Annotated in this window: 17 protein-coding genes; all 17 read right to left on the bottom strand. The window is 35.7% G+C overall.

The genetic code is table 11. The features are described from left to right. Positions 1-4: 4 nt before the first annotated feature. The 17 genes from DES33_RS04755 to DES33_RS09595 all read right to left on the bottom strand — a co-directional run bounded on the left by DES33_RS04755 (position 5) and on the right by DES33_RS09595 (position 16,062). Complete coding sequence (locus DES33_RS04755; RefSeq protein ID WP_146199869.1) at positions 5-277, bottom strand: hypothetical protein; 273 nt, start codon at positions 275-277, stop codon at positions 5-7. Further along, positions 277-1,167, bottom strand: coding sequence for a phage major capsid family protein (locus tag DES33_RS04750; protein WP_002841525.1), 891 nt, complete (start codon positions 1,165-1,167; stop codon positions 277-279). The genes DES33_RS04755 and DES33_RS04750 overlap by 1 nt, the downstream gene beginning before the upstream one ends. A gap of 1 nt (position 1,168) precedes the next feature. Beyond that, complete coding sequence (locus DES33_RS04745; RefSeq protein WP_110058236.1) at positions 1,169-1,642, bottom strand: DUF4355 domain-containing protein; 474 nt, start codon at positions 1,640-1,642, stop codon at positions 1,169-1,171. A gap of 77 nt (positions 1,643-1,719) precedes the next feature. Continuing rightward, positions 1,720-3,117 (bottom strand): terminase large subunit, encoded by a 1,398-nt coding sequence (locus DES33_RS04740; protein ID WP_110058235.1) that lies wholly within the window; start codon positions 3,115-3,117, stop codon positions 1,720-1,722. A 72-nt stretch (positions 3,118-3,189) separates the two neighbouring features. Next, the gene (locus DES33_RS04735; protein ID WP_110058234.1) at positions 3,190-3,378 is read right to left on the bottom strand and encodes a hypothetical protein; all 189 of its coding nucleotides are present in this window, start codon (positions 3,376-3,378) and stop codon (positions 3,190-3,192) included. 2 nt (positions 3,379-3,380) lie between these two features. After that, complete coding sequence (locus DES33_RS09685) at positions 3,381-4,616, bottom strand: polymorphic toxin type 50 domain-containing protein (protein WP_211305671.1); 1,236 nt, start codon at positions 4,614-4,616, stop codon at positions 3,381-3,383. Continuing rightward, a complete protein-coding gene (locus DES33_RS04720; protein ID WP_110058233.1) occupies positions 4,609-5,898 on the bottom strand; it encodes a phage portal protein in 1,290 nt (429 codons plus the stop codon). Before DES33_RS04720 ends, DES33_RS09685 begins: the two co-directional genes overlap by 8 nt. A gap of 101 nt (positions 5,899-5,999) precedes the next feature. Beyond that, entirely contained in the window at positions 6,000-6,338 is a 339-nt protein-coding gene (locus tag DES33_RS04715; RefSeq protein ID WP_110058232.1) for an HNH endonuclease, read from the bottom strand. 144 nt (positions 6,339-6,482) lie between these two features. Next, positions 6,483-6,890 carry a hypothetical protein gene (locus DES33_RS04710; RefSeq protein WP_002841539.1) on the bottom strand — a complete coding sequence of 136 codons (408 nt, stop codon included), beginning with the start codon at positions 6,888-6,890 and terminating at the stop codon, positions 6,483-6,485. 11 nt (positions 6,891-6,901) lie between these two features. Next, positions 6,902-7,243: a hypothetical protein gene (locus tag DES33_RS04705; protein WP_110058231.1), complete on the bottom strand. Its 342-nt coding sequence runs from the start codon at positions 7,241-7,243 to the stop codon at positions 6,902-6,904. Then, positions 7,240-8,616 (bottom strand): DEAD/DEAH box helicase, encoded by a 1,377-nt coding sequence (locus DES33_RS04700; protein WP_110058230.1) that lies wholly within the window; start codon positions 8,614-8,616, stop codon positions 7,240-7,242. Before DES33_RS04700 ends, DES33_RS04705 begins: the two co-directional genes overlap by 4 nt. Continuing rightward, the gene (locus tag DES33_RS04695) at positions 8,613-8,900 is read right to left on the bottom strand and encodes a VRR-NUC domain-containing protein (RefSeq protein WP_110058229.1); all 288 of its coding nucleotides are present in this window, start codon (positions 8,898-8,900) and stop codon (positions 8,613-8,615) included. Before DES33_RS04695 ends, DES33_RS04700 begins: the two co-directional genes overlap by 4 nt. Before the next feature lie 284 nt (positions 8,901-9,184). Further along, the gene (locus DES33_RS04690) at positions 9,185-11,629 is read right to left on the bottom strand and encodes a virulence-associated E family protein (RefSeq protein ID WP_110058228.1); all 2,445 of its coding nucleotides are present in this window, start codon (positions 11,627-11,629) and stop codon (positions 9,185-9,187) included. A gap of 5 nt (positions 11,630-11,634) precedes the next feature. Then, entirely contained in the window at positions 11,635-13,614 is a 1,980-nt protein-coding gene (locus tag DES33_RS04685; RefSeq protein ID WP_110058227.1) for a DNA polymerase, read from the bottom strand. Positions 13,615-13,659: 45 nt separating this feature from the next. Further along, positions 13,660-14,256: a DUF2815 family protein gene (locus DES33_RS04680; protein ID WP_110058226.1), complete on the bottom strand. Its 597-nt coding sequence runs from the start codon at positions 14,254-14,256 to the stop codon at positions 13,660-13,662. A gap of 10 nt (positions 14,257-14,266) precedes the next feature. Further along, a complete protein-coding gene (locus DES33_RS04675; protein WP_170111617.1) occupies positions 14,267-15,430 on the bottom strand; it encodes a DUF2800 domain-containing protein in 1,164 nt (387 codons plus the stop codon). After that, positions 15,430-16,062, bottom strand: a complete 633-nt coding sequence (locus tag DES33_RS09595) for a hypothetical protein (RefSeq protein WP_170111616.1) — start codon at positions 16,060-16,062, stop codon at positions 15,430-15,432. The genes DES33_RS04675 and DES33_RS09595 overlap by 1 nt, the downstream gene beginning before the upstream one ends. Positions 16,063-16,118 lie beyond the last annotated feature (56 nt).

Below are 16,118 nucleotides of genomic sequence, written 5' to 3'. Positions count from 1 at the left end.
AATATTACCCTTGAAGTAATTTTAATAACTCATCTTTTGTCATCTTAGAGTCGTATTCAATCTTAAGTGCATCTAGCTCCTGCATGATATCTTTTTTTGTAATCGTCGATTTATCATCTTGATTTTCTGTTTGGTTTTCTGTTTGGTCAGATTTTGTTTCAATCACTTCTTCATTCTTTTCTTCAGTGATTTCTTTTCCTTTTTCTACCCAAAATCCTCCCATAGCAACAGAAGAGGAGCTTAACACTCCTCCTGTTTTAGTATTAATTAATATCATTATTCAGCAGCCTCAATTCTAGAAAATGCAGAAGCATCTAAGATTCCCCATCCTAAATAAGTTTCAGCTCTTAAATAAACTTGGTTGTATCCTTTTAAGTCACGACCTGAGTTATCTGGATCACCATATTGAATAACTTCAAGTGGAATTTGTTTTGCATAACCCCATTTAAATGATCCAGCAAAGTCTCCTAGGATTGCAACATCTTTTGATGGTTTAGCATTAACAGTTTTATTAATGTCAATTTTTAATCCATTCAAGTTGCCAGGATTTGCTCCGAAACGCAATTCAGGATATTGTCTAACACCATTTACTTTTATTTTTGATAATGCAGTAGTTACTTGTGGTGCAACAATCATTGCTGACACATCAGCTTCACTACCTTGAACTAGCCCAATAGCAGTTTCGATATTATCCTCAACATTCGCCTCATCGTATACAACTTTTTGGCTTACTGCTGCGTCAAAGTGATTTGCCCCAATAACAGTAGAAGCTTGACCAGTTCTAGGATTAATACCATGCATAGCCATTAAATCCAAACCCTTAGCAAGTTTTTTTGCGAATCCATCATTAAATGCCTTTAATATATTGATTCTTTCTTCTTCTGATGCATACATGAACTCGTCTGTAATTCTAGCACCGTATTCAACTTTAATTGGAACAATCTTTATAGAATCTAAAGATATACCACCGTGTGATTTCTTTCCATTTTCAGCTACAACATCAATCTCATTATCCATGGTGAAAGTAAATTCTTTCAATCCATTAAATGGAATTGGAGTTTGACCTGAAACTTGTGCAATTGACGATTTTCCCTTAACCTTATTGATTAAATCTTTTACTAATTGTGGTTGGAATAATTCTCCTCTTTGTAATTCTGTTTTTCCCATTTTACTCTCCTTGTAAATCTAAATTTCTAACTAAATTCCTGTAAGCCGAATCCTCATCATCGATTATAGGTTCCACACTTGCAAGTGGCGCTACAGGTTCATTTCTTACTAGCATATTTGATAAATTTTTTGCATCTTCCATCAAATCCTCTTCTGTATCTCCTACAAGTCTACCGGCCAACTCGTAAGGAATGCCGTTTTTTAAGGCTATGTCTGTTTTTAAATTCTTTAGTTCGTAAGAATTAATCTTTCCTTGTAATTCTTCAATCCTTGAGTTGAACTCATCAGAATTTAATTTGTTTTTTTCTAATACAGACTTAGTATCTGATAATTCATGCTTTAGTGACTCATTTTCTTTTTTTAAATCATCGTAGTCACTATAATCTTTCAAAATGCTTTCTTTTTGTCTGTTGAGTCTTTCTGCAATTGCAGAATTAAACTCTTCTTGAGTTGTAATAGGTTTAAATTCTCCCATTATCCAATTCTCCTTTCTCGATTTAGCCTCTCTTACGAGGAAATTTGTATTAAAAAATAGTCTACAATAGTAGACTACTAACACCAAACTTTTTGTTTTTTCTTTTCTATTTTTTCACTACATATCCAATGTGCCAATATACAGGCATCCATTAAGGAAATATCATTTTCTTCAAACTGCGACTTATACCCAAATCCACCATGACTACCAATATTTCTCTTCAAACAATTAGTCACAACATCAGTTAAACTAGCTTGATCCTTGTGCAATATTGTTTTTGTAAATATTGCTTGCTCCCATTTTGAGTTTGCAACAATAATCTCTGAGACCGTAGGCAAAATAGGTTTAATAAGCTTGAAACTATCCATTTCCTTTTTCAAAATCTCTTGACCACTAGCACCATCTATGACTACATTTTCATAATCAATTTGTCTTAAAAAATTAATAATCCAACCATTGCCAATACGAATGCTCCTACAATCAATAGCTTCAACGAAGATTTTACCCGACAATGTCTTTATAGCAATAGCCATAGCTACATTTTTGCCATCATTACCATACTTAATCCCGACATTAATCTTACCAGTAAGAGCAGGTAAACTTGGAGCCATAACAGAATCCCAGTCTTTTTGAGTAATTGCTGATTTTTGGTTATATCTAATCCATAAACCTAAACGCTGAATATTAAAGTCTAAATCATCCGTACCAATCTCATCCTCAATACTTCTTTCAGTAAATATCGTACCAAGAGATGGATTTGTCTTATACCAAAGCTCTACGTCGTTAACATCTGATTCTTCATTAATTCCCCACTCAGCCCAGCCTGTGTTTTTACTACCACCATCGATAGCATTGTTTCTCATATTTAAAAAAACAGTACCGGCTGATACTGTAGTTGGTGGTGTTCCTATAAACACCGTCTGTGGATTTTTACTAGAAGTAACCACGTATTTAAGAGCAGATTGTTGGTCATCGGTGTATTCTTGAGCCTCATCAATAACAAGTAGATCATATCCTTCACCAAGACCACCTGTTGATGTTCTTGTTCTAAACTTTAAAACACCGCCGTCAACAAATCTTATCTCTTCATTTCCTTTAGCTTTTAAAGTTGTAAAATTTTCATCATTGACATAACCCATAGACTCCAGCACTTTAATAATTCTCTCCCAAGCGGTATGTGATGTATTAGTTCTGTGTGCTGTATGGAGCATTTCCTCACCTTTTAAGAGACCATATAACTCACGGATAAGAACAACCTCATTTTTACCATTACGACGTGGAAGAGAAAAACCAAATTTTGTATGAGTCCATAAGCCATCATCATTAATGGCCAATATATGATTAATTAAGTTTTTCTGCCATTGCTGAGCCTTTCTCCCAGATTTTTCGTACCATTCAATGGCACAATCTCCGTGCGTTTTTTTGTAGGGCAATAAAACAGCTGTTGTTGGATTTTGATTACCAAGTCTTGTCATTACCCCTCCTAAAATTTTGCACTAAAAAAGCACCTCTAATCTATTACAACTGTAATTAGTTAGTGTGCTTAATTAGTCTAATATTTCTATCGATTTGATTTCATTTTCAAGTAGTTTAATCCAACCACTATCTGTTTTTACTGATAATCCATCAAATTCCTCTTCAAAGTCTTCTCTATTTTCGTATAGGCACCTTCCAGAAAACATCTGATTATCTATATCTGTTATTTTAACTAATTTATTATTGTATTTTTGCAACATATTTATTCTCCTGTATCAAAAAATGTAGGAACTAAGTGAACACCTGTTTTGCCATAATGTATAGTCATAGCATTTATTGATCGCTTGGTATAAAAATCTATTCCTAATTCTTTTTTTTCATTTAACGTAATTTTTTCTGTACTTTTTCTCTTGCCATTTCTGTCTTTTTCAATACGACCAGTCATCTTGTAATCATTATACAACTTTTTTACATCTATGTCATCATAAAAATAACTTTTATTATCTCCAACTGTTGATAGCATATGTCTTTTCTGTTTATCAAAATTAACCTTATCTTTCCATATCCCTTTATTGAAATTATTTTGAATAAACACGTGATCCTTTAATTTCTCATATTCTTCAATATTCTCATATTTCAGTTTTTGAAAGGCGCTTAAAGATTTGGGCATTTTATCTTTTCCTAACACAGAAATATATTGTTTATACTGCAATGAATCCTCATGCCTGTTTAACGCTCTGATATCCTGTAATTCTTGTGCTTTTTGAATTCTTTCATTACTAAAATTAGAATTACGCTTTCTTTTAGTATGCACATTTTGTCTAGTTTTTTTATCAGGAACATACTCCACAGTGCATCTACAATGCCTATGACGTCTGAACACATCATTTCCAGTATTGCTGATATCATCATAATTATACGATCCAACTAGTTTTTTACACCAATCGCAGCAGCTTCCGTGTTCTTTTCTTACAATCTTTGGAGATAGACCCAAATTACTATGAAATTCTGCATTAGTTTTAACTGTATCATCAACAACAGCTTGAGTGAAATTTGCTATAGGCTCTTTTAACACCCATTTTGTTTTATCGAATTTATCCTCGCTAACTCTGTTTATAATACCATCAATTCTGTCTTGATTAATCTCTGGTTTTAAACCCTTAATATTTAAGCCAGCTTGCCTGTTTAAACTCGTTTGAGTGTCTGAGGCATATGTTGATACCAATTCATAGTTTTTTCTCAATGTAGGCTCTATTATTCGCTTAGCAATATTATAATACATAGTATCATTAGGAAGTATCCCTTCTGATATATTTTCCAGATAACACTCAGATAAAATATCACCTAACCTCATAGCGTATTCATTAGAGCTCATATGATTACTTTTCTTTTCGAATAAAAGAGTTTCAAGTTTTTTTATCTTTTCATCTTTTTTAAATTTATTCTGAAATGATTTTTCAATCAAATCTAACAAATCAGGGACTATATCCTTATTCATTATCTTTTCCCTCTAATCCTGTAAGTTTTCTAACAGTCTCACTATCTGCAAATCCTGGAATAGCTTGGTTTAATTTAATCAATCCGTCACCGACCAAATTCAAAGTAGATGCATCGGATTCAAATACAGGATCCCATTTTACTGTAGCTTTGTAGAATTGACTTCTATCATAATCGAATTCATCTCTCATACTACTAGCAACATATCCAACATTTAAAAAACCACTACTGAAACATCGCTGAGCTTTTTTACCCATAACTCTTAAAGTCTCATGACTTGCTTTAATAGCATCACTAGAACTTGGATTATCAGAAACAAATCCCAAATCATCCAAAGTCAAACCAGACTCCCCAGCAAAACCTGCTGCAGCAGTTCTTAACTGTTCAGTAAATGGACTCATACTTGGTGTTGTGAATTGACCAACAACCGGCTTATCACCATCGCTGTCCTTATCAATTCTTAACATACTAGATATAGTCGCTTTCCAGTTATCCCATTGCTCAGCTTCTGAACTCATTCCTAAAATGTATTTTTGTGGGAATGAATAGAATTCAGCAGTTATATCTGATCTCACAAGAGTTCTTTTAGCATAAGTTTGATGATACTCACAAGCTTTTGTGATCCTACTTCTACCAAAAGGTCTTACCGCATCAGGTCTATGAATAATAGGCACAAGACTTGCATAAGAACAACTATGCTTAAATATATTTTTTTGTTTATTTTTAATAACAGTTGTTTTATATGGCTCAAAATAAGCCTCAGTAATTGCGTGACCTTCTTTATCTTTTTTTAAAATAGCGTAGCCTTCTTTCAGCAAACCTGTTACGGGATCAATAGTACCTGTCGCATTCGCAGCATCTATAACCTGCAATCTAATATCACCAACATCGTCTTTTGATACATAGACAAAAGAACATGAAGCAATCAAAGCATTAAGAATAGCACTATCGAAGAAAACATCAGGATTATTCATATTAAAAATACTGTTCATATCGAATGGATCATTGTCGAAGCCTTTAAACACAAGTCTATCAGCAAGACAATCGACAGCTTTTGAACACCACCCTAATACAGCTTTGTATTGTCTTTTTAAATCATCACTTATCATAATCCCTCTATCATAGTCTTCTTTTTTCATATCATACCTAAGATATCTCTCAACAACTCTCGGTTGGTATAGTTTTAATTTTTTACGTAGATAATCAATTCCCGATTGAGTGTCTTCGTATTTCTTAACAATATCTTTGTTAATTTCATAATTTTGAGAAACTAATTGTTCCATTTATATCACTTCCTTTCAATTTCAAAAATACCTCGTGTGAAAATATGTACAGTAACGGTGATGAAGTCCGCTTAGACCATACAGGGGGAGGTATCCCCCCATCATCTGGATTTATATTTAGTCCAATCCATTGATTGAGGCAAATTCCTATTTCCTAGTACTTGTTGCTCTTTTATTGTTTTTTCTTTGAATAATTTATCTGACTTTTGTCTATTGCAAGTCCAATGCGCTAGTTGCAAGTTGCTTATATCGCTAGGATGCCCTCCTTTACTCACTGGTATTATGTGGTCTATGCATGGGGCTAATGGATTAGGTGCTTTCAAACTCTTATCAACAGGCTTGCCACATATGCCACATGTATTCTGAGTCTTCAGTATTCTTTGTTTATTTCTTTCAAAGTTAGCCCTATGGGGGCCTTTTCTATCGGGGCGGGTATTCATAAAATCAGTCCTTTCTTTAACCAAAAAAGTCGATACATCAAGTATCGACCTTAAGGTAATTTATTTAAAAGGAGGTGAAATTAACAATTGTAGTTATATTTGAATCTTCTTTCACCAATACTATTGTAGCACGGCAAAATCGCCCTAATCGCCCAATTTTTTATTTAAATATTTATCGTGAATCTTTCTTGAATAACTTTCATGACAACTCCCAAGTTGCATACTAATATATCCCCAACTTTTACAATCGAAGTATCTCATTTCGAATATCATCCTAACTTGTGAATCATCAATATTATCAATAAACTTCTCAATCTCGCATTTTAAAGTATATGCTTCGGATTCCCTACTTCTAAGCCTCTTTAGTTCTCTGCTAGGAATTATAGGTATTCCTGAAATACTAAAACTTCTTTCAGAATATGGATATTTACAACTAGATCCAGTTACAGAATCCTTTACTATACTATTATGCTCAAGTCTTTTAATTTTTTCTGTTAAATATTTAATCTCTTTTTTTAAAGAATTGTACTGATTTAAAGTTTGTCTATCCAATTCCTATCACCTCAAAACTTAATATAGTCGTCTACATTTAATCCAGTTTCTTCTTTAATCGCTGCAATCATATCATCAAAACCAACATACTTATTTTCAAGACAATCTATTTGTTCAGCAAACTCATACAAGAATTTTTCAAGTCTTTTCTTTCCAAATCCCCACTTATCGTGTAGCACAATAAGTGGCACATACGCTATAACTCTCAACGCTTTATCCGTTACATCGTCTCTTATTTCTTCTCTGAATTTGTCTATTCCTTTATTTATCTCAGCATGTAGTTGTTCTTGCGTGAATGTGTATGTTGGTACCTTTTTCTTAATTCCTGCTTTTCTTCTCTGTGCCCTGTTCATTTCAAATCAGCCTCTCCTTTTATTTTTCTAATTCTCGCCTTAAGTGACTCAAGCACATAATTCTGCGAATCTTCTTTTCTCCTTAAAGCTTCCATGACATCTTCGTCACGAGTTCCCATGGTAACCAAGTGATGAACTATAACTGAATTCTTTTGCCCTTGACGGTGCAGTCTCTTATTTGCTTGAATGTATAATTCATAGTTCCAGTTAAGCCCAAACCAAATTACATGGTGGCCTCCTTGTTGCAAGTTAAGCCCATAAGCTGAACTTGCAGGATGCGTCAGTAGAACATTAACCTTTCCGTCGTTCCAGTCCTTCTGATCCTGTGGACCTTCAAGCTTTCTAAAACTCAATTTTGTTTTACCTAAGACCTTTATAAGCCTATCAAGGTCATGCTTAAAATTATAAAAGACTAAAACATTCTGCCCTTGAAGTTGCTCAAGAGTCTCCATAAAAGCCTCTATCTTACAATCATGTATTTCATGATAATTTTTGTCTTCATCATAAACTGCCCCATTTGCAAGTTGTAAAAGCTTCGTAGATAATGCCGCTGCACTTGTCGCATCAATTTCTTCAGCATTTTCAAGCTCTAAAACCGCATCCCTTTCCATAGTTGTATAAGCTTTTTGTGCCTTCGCATCCAGTTTTACAGGTATTATATTTTCCACACATTCAGGAAGTTCCAGGTAGTCCTCTGCTTTCATAGAAACACAAATATCACTAATCCTTTGTAGTATTTCTTCCCTTGCAAAATCCCTTGGCTTATAACTATACCCCATGTAATCGCCTTCAAAGAAATTCCCCCTATAACTATAAAAAGATTTTCCAAGTCTTTCTCCGCCATCTAGTAAGTAAACTTGGCTCCATAAATCTAACAAGCTATTAGGGCTTGGAGTACCTGTGAGGCCCACCACTTTTTTTATACGTGGCTTAATTGCTGCCAGTGCTTTAAATCTTTTTGAACTGTGATTTTTAAAACTTGAAAACTCATCACAAATTACCAGGTCAAACGGCCAATCATTTTTATAATAATCTACCAACCAAACCACATTATCACGATTGATTATATAAATATCCGCAGATGTATTTAACGCCTTTATTCTTTGTGTTTTGGTTCCAAGAACCGTGGAATATCTAAGAATTTTAAATTCTTCCCACTTTTCGATTTCATTTTGCCAAGTTGCCTCTGAAACCTTTTTAGGTGCTATAACTAAAACCTTATTAACTTCAAAACGGTTATACATCAAATCCTTTACTGCCGTTAAAGATATTAAAGTTTTACCAAGTCCCATATCTAAAAACAATCCTACAGAATCACTTTCTACAATCTTTCCCGCACAAAACCTCTGATATCCGTGTAATTTTAAATTCATTTGCACCTCTCAAGCTTTAAAATATTTATAAACTTCTCCACATCTTCAAATCCATAAAGCACCCAAGTCCTCTGGCCAAGATCGTTTAGTTTTTTTATCTGTCTTTTTTGAAGTGGTGAAACTACTCCTCTATCAGTCTTAAGTTCTACAAAATGTATCACTCCTGGTAGAACAACTATCCTATCAGGCACACCTGAATTTCCCGGACTAACAAATTTATAGCATAGCCCACCAAGTTTTTTTATTTCAGAAACAAAATATTTTTCCAAATTTTTTTCTAACATTTTTCACACACCTTTTATATTTTAGCCATGACTACCAATATCCTATACGTATATAGGTAACCCTAAAATATAGACCATATAGATTTTATAGCCCACATTATTAGTCTATATTACTCTATTTAGCCTATATTTTTATACTCATAGGTAAAAGGGTATCAGTTGGTAGTCAACATGCTTTAACATTAGTATTTACAACGGTTCAAGCGACTACCAAGGTATTAAATATTGGTAGTCATGATTTTTGGGATGACTACCAATAATTTTTAAGTTGGTAGTCACGATTTTTATCTCTTTTCTCTCCTCAAATCTTCAATATTGTAAATTTTCTTTCTTCCAAAACCTTTTTGATTTCCATAAACTCCATATCTTTTTGGGTACTTATTTCTCTTCCATCCTTTTAATGCCGTCAAGATACCTACAATTTCATTGCTGTCTCTTCTCTTTAAATACTTCATATCTCCACCAAAGCACACCTGCCAAATCTCTGCCACGCATACCTTCTCACGCTCAATTAGGTTCTCTTCATCAGTCCCTACAAAACTATTATTGTAGAAGGCCCTTTGGTCTTGTACACTCATCTCATACCAGTTACTTGGTACCTTCCTATCCAAGTACTCCATGATTGCCCCCTCTTTAGGATCTATATCACGATAATCTTCTTGCATCTTTTTAGCTAATTCTTCAGCATCTTCTGAAAGCATTAGAGATTCACCAAGCATGTAATACCAATGCGCCTCTGCCCATATTTGGTCTACTTCCTTGTCCAAGTCTTTAAATACATCCTTTCTCTTTGGAATTTCTCCAACACGAACTGGCCAAAATCTTCTTGATCCAGTAGGATCCTTTAAAAAAGATTCAGAGTTTGTACTACCAAAAAACACACAGCGTCTTGGGTACTTTTGAACCCTTTTTCCATAAGCTTCCCTGTATATATCATGAGTCTTAGATAAAAACTGCTTTATAGTTTCATCTTCAGACTTTGTCATTGCCGAAAGTTCCCCAACTTCAATTATCAAAGTTCCTTGAAGTAATTCCGCTGCTTCTTTTCCTTCAAATGTGTACATTGAGTCATTAAACCATTCTCCACCAAGTTTTGATAGGAATGTACTCTTACCAATCCCTTGAGGCCCGGAGAAAACAATCATATTATCAAACTTAACACCATTTGGAGATAATGCCCTTGCGATTGCAGCAACTAATGCCTTTTTTATAATCTCCCTATTATACAAGTTGTCTTCAGCACCAAGATAATCAGTAAATAAGGTTTCAACCCTTTCTTCTCCATCCCATTTAAGGCTATCCAGGTATTCCTTAACTGCATTTCTCCTATTATTAAAAGCTACAACCTTTATAGCATTTTCAATTTTATCCCTACCAGTAATTCCATATTCTTTTTCTAGTCGTAGGGCAAGCTGTGCGTCGTCAAAATCTCCCCACAGCCTTGGCTCTTTACCATCTTCCCATGGCAGTGGTAGGTCAACCATACCCCTATTTCCAAATTCATCAAAGAATATTTTATTCTTAAAATTAGGATCATTCTCTAAAATCAAGCATACATTTGAAATAGTCTTTTCACATTTGCCCTGGTTATCATAGGTTAGAATTTCTCTCCAGGAGTCGTCTGTATCTTTTTCCACGTCCCCTTGGCCAATGGCTTCAAAAAACGTCTTTGACTGTTCCTGCCTTTCCTTGTTAAGTAGAGCAGTAACATTAACATCATTCCTTGCCAAGTCCTTCATGGCACGTGTTGATGGCAAGGTTGCAACAGGCGTTCCTTCTGCTGCCTCGTCGTCCAGATTTCCAAATTTATGAAGCCTTATAAGATCCCAAGCGTTAACAAGCTCTCCACCACATGGATCTGTAGCGTGATGGCTGTATAAGAACTTACCATTCTCGTATACAATTGCACCACCCGTTGTACTACCGCCCATATATGTGAACCTGTTGTCTTCTCCGGTACTGTCGTAGGCCTTTGGGATAAACTCATCCATGGCAGAATATATATCGTATGTCCTGCAAAAAGCCCCAATAATTCCATTTTTAGTAGTTGGGTCTTGCTGCCTAGTAATAAGCCTTCTATGAGAAACCTCACTTCCTGGCACCTGTGGCCATGATGAAATATCTTTCCAATCAGCATACTTGCTTAGTATTCCATCTGCAGAAAGAAGTGGTTTATCTTCATACTTAAATACATACTCACTATCAGAACTGCAACTTGGCCAATACATAAGCCTTGATGCTTCAAACGTCGTAGGGTCAGCCATTTCAATTCCAATAAGTTTTGCCATAAACCTTGCAATAGGTTCATACTCATCAGGGCTTACGGATCTATCAGTAGGCAGAATTATCCTAAGCCTTGGCTTATATGAAGCATGTTTTCTTGTAGAATAAATTACATAACTACATCCTAAAGTCATAACTCTTTTAATTACTTCGGGAGTTTGGCCAGAATTTATATTATCGAAGTCTAATGTAATTAGATCCCTAAAATCTACTGCGTCACTCTTACGCCTAACACCTTTAAGAGCTCCACCAACAAAACCTCCCACATCTTTGAGTTCGTCTTGTTTGGTCTTAGTCATTTTAAGATAGGCTTCAAGCGTTTCAGTTGACCTAATAGGCTTTCTTAACTTCTCCACGAAGTCACTAAAATTTATTTCCTGTCTTTGCCAGTTGATTGACTTTCTACTTGCACCTACAGATATTACAATTTTTCTATCATTAATCATCTACATCAGTCCTTCATATAGAATTCACTCTCAAAGCCAGCACCTCTAAGAATAAGACCTGGAGCCCAAACAATTGGTTCAGCCATTACTGCATTAATCTCATCAACAGTAATCTCTTTTCTTGCTTCCAGTACAACTTCATCATGGATGTGCATAACCACATAATCATCTGGATATCTTTCTTCAAGCTTTATAAGCAATTCCGCAAGACAGTCTCTGGCGATAGCCTGAACAACATTTTCCGTCAGCTTACCACCATAAGTTGATTCGTATTTAAACTTCCTATTAGTGCCAATCCCCATAAAATGAACTGCCATCTTGCCAAATTGATTTTCCTTTAGAGTAGGTTCTGGATAGTAAAGAGCTCTTCCAGACGGAAGTTTTATCTGTAAGAAACTATGGCCATAAATAATGTCCTTTACATACTTAATCTCGAGACATTTTACCCTTTGAACTTCCATAGTATCAATCGCATCAATGCAAGCTCTTTCAAGTTCATACCATAGACTAACAATATTTTTATTTGCGGATCTCCACCTATCTTTTATATCTTCCATTTCTTCCATGGAGAGTCCCATCCTATCAGCACCCATGGCAACCAACGCACCAACACTGCCTTGATATCCTAAAGCCAATGTTGCGACTTTTCCCCTCTGTCTTAGCGCGTATTCAGGATTTCCTTTCACAATCTTTTCTGTAGGAACTCCAAACATTTGAGATGCAGTAGCTTCATAAATTTTTCCATGAGTAGCAAAAACTTCTTGAACCCACTTCTCTCCTGCAAGCCAAGCGATAACTCTCGCTTCAATTGCTGAGTAGTCAGAAACAATAAACTTCTTTCCTTCTTCAGGAATAAATGCAGTTCTTATAAGCTGACTTATGGTGTCTGTTGCATCTCCAAACAATAACTCCAGCATTTCCTTGTCTTCTTCTTTAGTTAGATCTCTTGCAAGCTTAAGATTTTTAATATAATTTCTTGGTAAGTTTTGAACCTGAACAAGCCTACCTGCCCAGCGTCCAGTTCTATTTGCACCATAGACTTGAAGTATTCCTCTAACTCTGTGGTCAGCACAGGCACACTTTTTCATTGAGTCGTACTTTTTGACTGAAGTCTTCGATAACTCCTGCCTTAACTCTAAAAACTCTTTAACGTCCCCGTTTAAGTCCTTTCTTTCAAGGAGTTCACTTACAGTAGCCTTTCTAACATTGTCAACTTCAGGATAGAACTGTTGTAGCCATGGTAGGATTTGAGCAACGGAGTTAGGATTAGCAAGTCCGGATATTTCCCTTGCCCTGTCTTCCTGCTCCATAGTTAATCTATCGTTTATGTGAATTGCCCCATCAACCAAATCAAAATCAACCAAAATTCCACGCTCATTCATGGCATCAGAAAGTGCCCAAATCTTATACTCCCTTTCAGGAACTTCAAAAGGTTCAAGTCTTTTGTAGATTTCCATTTCAGTAACTACGTCTTGCTTACAGTACTCTTTAAATAGTTCCCACTTCTCCAGGTCATGAGTAGGTAGGTTTCTTGTACGACCACCATTTGCCTTAGTAGGCTTACATGGCACACAAAAATATCTTATTAAAGCCTTACCAGTCCTTAATTTCTTTTGGTCCTCATCTAAATTTAAAGCCTCTCCTATTGCTTCAAGTCCTGCTGGATAGCCAAGATACATGCCATGAAACATAGTACATTGCCAGGACATCCTATGCCCAACATCAAGTCCATAATTTTTTAAACAGTTATATTCAAAACTTGCATTATACGCATGCTTAATTACTGAGTCATCAGCAAGTGCCGACAACACAATAAGAGGAATTTCCTCTCCCTTGGCCAGATCCACAATCTGAACCTCTTCAAAATCAATAGAATAAGCAAATAGTAAAACTTCAAAGCTGTCATCCTTAGAGTACTTGTATAACCCACTTGATGAAATATCAACATCACTGTAAGTTTCTATATCAATAGATAAATCTTTCATTATACACCTCTGTTAAAAAAGGGACGTTACCGTCCCCTTATTTGATTATTCTACTATTGGTAATCCAGTCAATGGATCTATCTCTCCTGTTTTAGCGAAAGGCAGGTCATCAGAAGAACCTTCCACCGTGCTAAATGCATCATTTGCATTAAATGAGAAACCTAATGCCTCATCATCCTTAACCTTTTGTATACCATTAAGACCAAAACCAATACCTTTACTTTGATTATTGTAAGCATAGATACTAATTGCCACATGTCCCCAACATCCACTATAAACATCAGTTTGGTTCATAATTGGCTGAACCCTTTGGTCTACAACTGAGGGCGGGAATGTTTCATTGGCGCTTGCAGTAAATACCCAGTGCCCTTTACACTCTGGTCCAAACTCAGCCCCAGTGCTTGTAGTTCCGTCTCCGTCATGTACAGGAATCTTAGGTTTTGCGATTCCTTTTAATACAGTATCCTTATTTGCTTGGTACTCTTCACCTATTGCCTTCATCAATGCATCATATCCCGCCTTGTCACTCTTTGGAAGTAAACATGTCACTGAATACTTCTTTGTTCCTTGAGGTGTCTCTCTTGGTTGAAATACACTCACATATGATAATCTCACTAAACTTGTTGTAAATTGTCTTGCCATAATAATCCTCCTAAATATTTTCTAAATTTTCAAAACCTAAATCCTTAACATAAGGATCTCTTTTATCACTTTCAGGAACAAGTGTTGGCTTGCCCTGTGGTTTTATAACTTCAGTTCCTAATACATTATCAAACTCCTTCTTACCAACTAACTTTTCAAGCTTCGATAAAGAAAGAGGTTTTCTTTCATAAAGTACAGCCTCATCATAGCCTGCACCTTCAAGCAAACTAATTGCCTTGTCAGTATCTTTAAATTTCCTTATAGACCTACCTTCAACAGCCTTGTAGCCTGGTATCTCTTCGCCCTTTAAAATACTTGCAAGAGCTTCTTCCTCTAAATCATTAATCCAGTCGATTAATCCGATAGACTCTTTTAAATACCTTGAAATATCTTCATTTGAGATAAGCTTAATATCACTATTCATAATAGGCTTTAATTTCTCAACTGACTTAAACATTTCCTTTGCCCTTTCAGGGCATCTACTCTTTGCCTTGCAAAACCTACAATGCTCTCCAAGAGAAAACTCCTCACAGCCGTTATATGCCTTTTTAGCAATTACTTTTACCCCCTCGCCCCATGCTAAGAGATCAGATAAAACCATAGAATACCTATCCGTATTATCAACCCTTGGCTGTACTATATGCATTGTGATTGTTTCAATACTATAAATGTCTCCATATGAGTTATACGCCCCTAAGGCATAAAGCATAAGTTGACTATTACTCACTGGACTAACAGGAACGCCTTTACCATATTTAAGGTCAATAATATGCATATCCGTTCCAAAGATCAGAATGCAGTCACAAGTCCCAAAGCCATCTGGAACCCATTTTGAGAAATCAACTCTCTCCTCCACACTTACATATGGTAAATCTTCAAAAGATAACGCAAGCTCTCTCACGTAATAAAAATACTCATCCGTGTAGCTATCCATTTCTTTTGTGAATAACTCTTGCGCCTTTAACTGTTCAAGCTCTTTTTTATACTTATCCGCCCCAAACTCTTTAGTAAAGTACTTTTTTAACTTAAGCTCTCCAACGGCATGTGCCAAAGTCCCTTCCTGCGCATAAGATGAGGATGTGTCTGGGAAGCCTTCCTCAAGCATTACAGATCCTGGGCAGTTAAGCCACCTGCTAGATCCAGATGCAGATAACTTTGCATGAACTTCAGGCACTATATAACACCTCCAGCCTCACGAATTCTTAAAGCAAAATCATTATATTTATTTTCAGGGATATCAGTTATCGCAGGAACACCAAAAGAATTTATAATATCCTTTAATTCATCCCTCTTGCCTGCCCTTGCGAGTTCAGCCGCAGCTTTTTGCAATTGAGGAAAGCTATACGCAACCTCGCTTACTGGAACAACAGCTTCTTTCTTTTCTTCTTTTTTCTCCGTTGAACTTTCTTCAACGCGAACATCAGTGGCTTTCGGTACAATCTCTGACTTATCCACACAGCTACATCCTAACCTATCAGCTAACTTTCCTAACACATCAAGTGTCTTATCATCAAATACAATTTTTAACTCCATAAAATCCTCCTTTGTGTTATAATTTAATTGAAGTTTATTATATAAGCGCTCATTATCTTTGCAGAATTGAGCGTTTATTTCTTTTTTTAATCCTTTCCAACATTTCTCATGCACATAAGAACTGCTTGCGTCATTATGTGTAATTACATGACAGGGATTTCTAACATATATGGTCTCGCCACAAATAGAGCATTTGCAAATTCTTTCGCACTCAATTGCTGTCATTTTTAAAATCTCCCTTTTCTTTGTATCTCCAGCAGGTATTGTGAACATAAGCACATCCCCCGCCTTTAAATCCAATCTTATATGTCAAATCATCACTTGAAATA

The sequence above is a fragment of the Finegoldia magna genome, assembly GCF_003182075.1.
Classification (GTDB): Bacteria; Bacillota; Clostridia; order Tissierellales; family Peptoniphilaceae; genus Finegoldia; species Finegoldia magna.
Note: the sequence above shows the minus strand (reverse complement) of the source record. Positions and strands in the feature narration are given on the sequence as shown.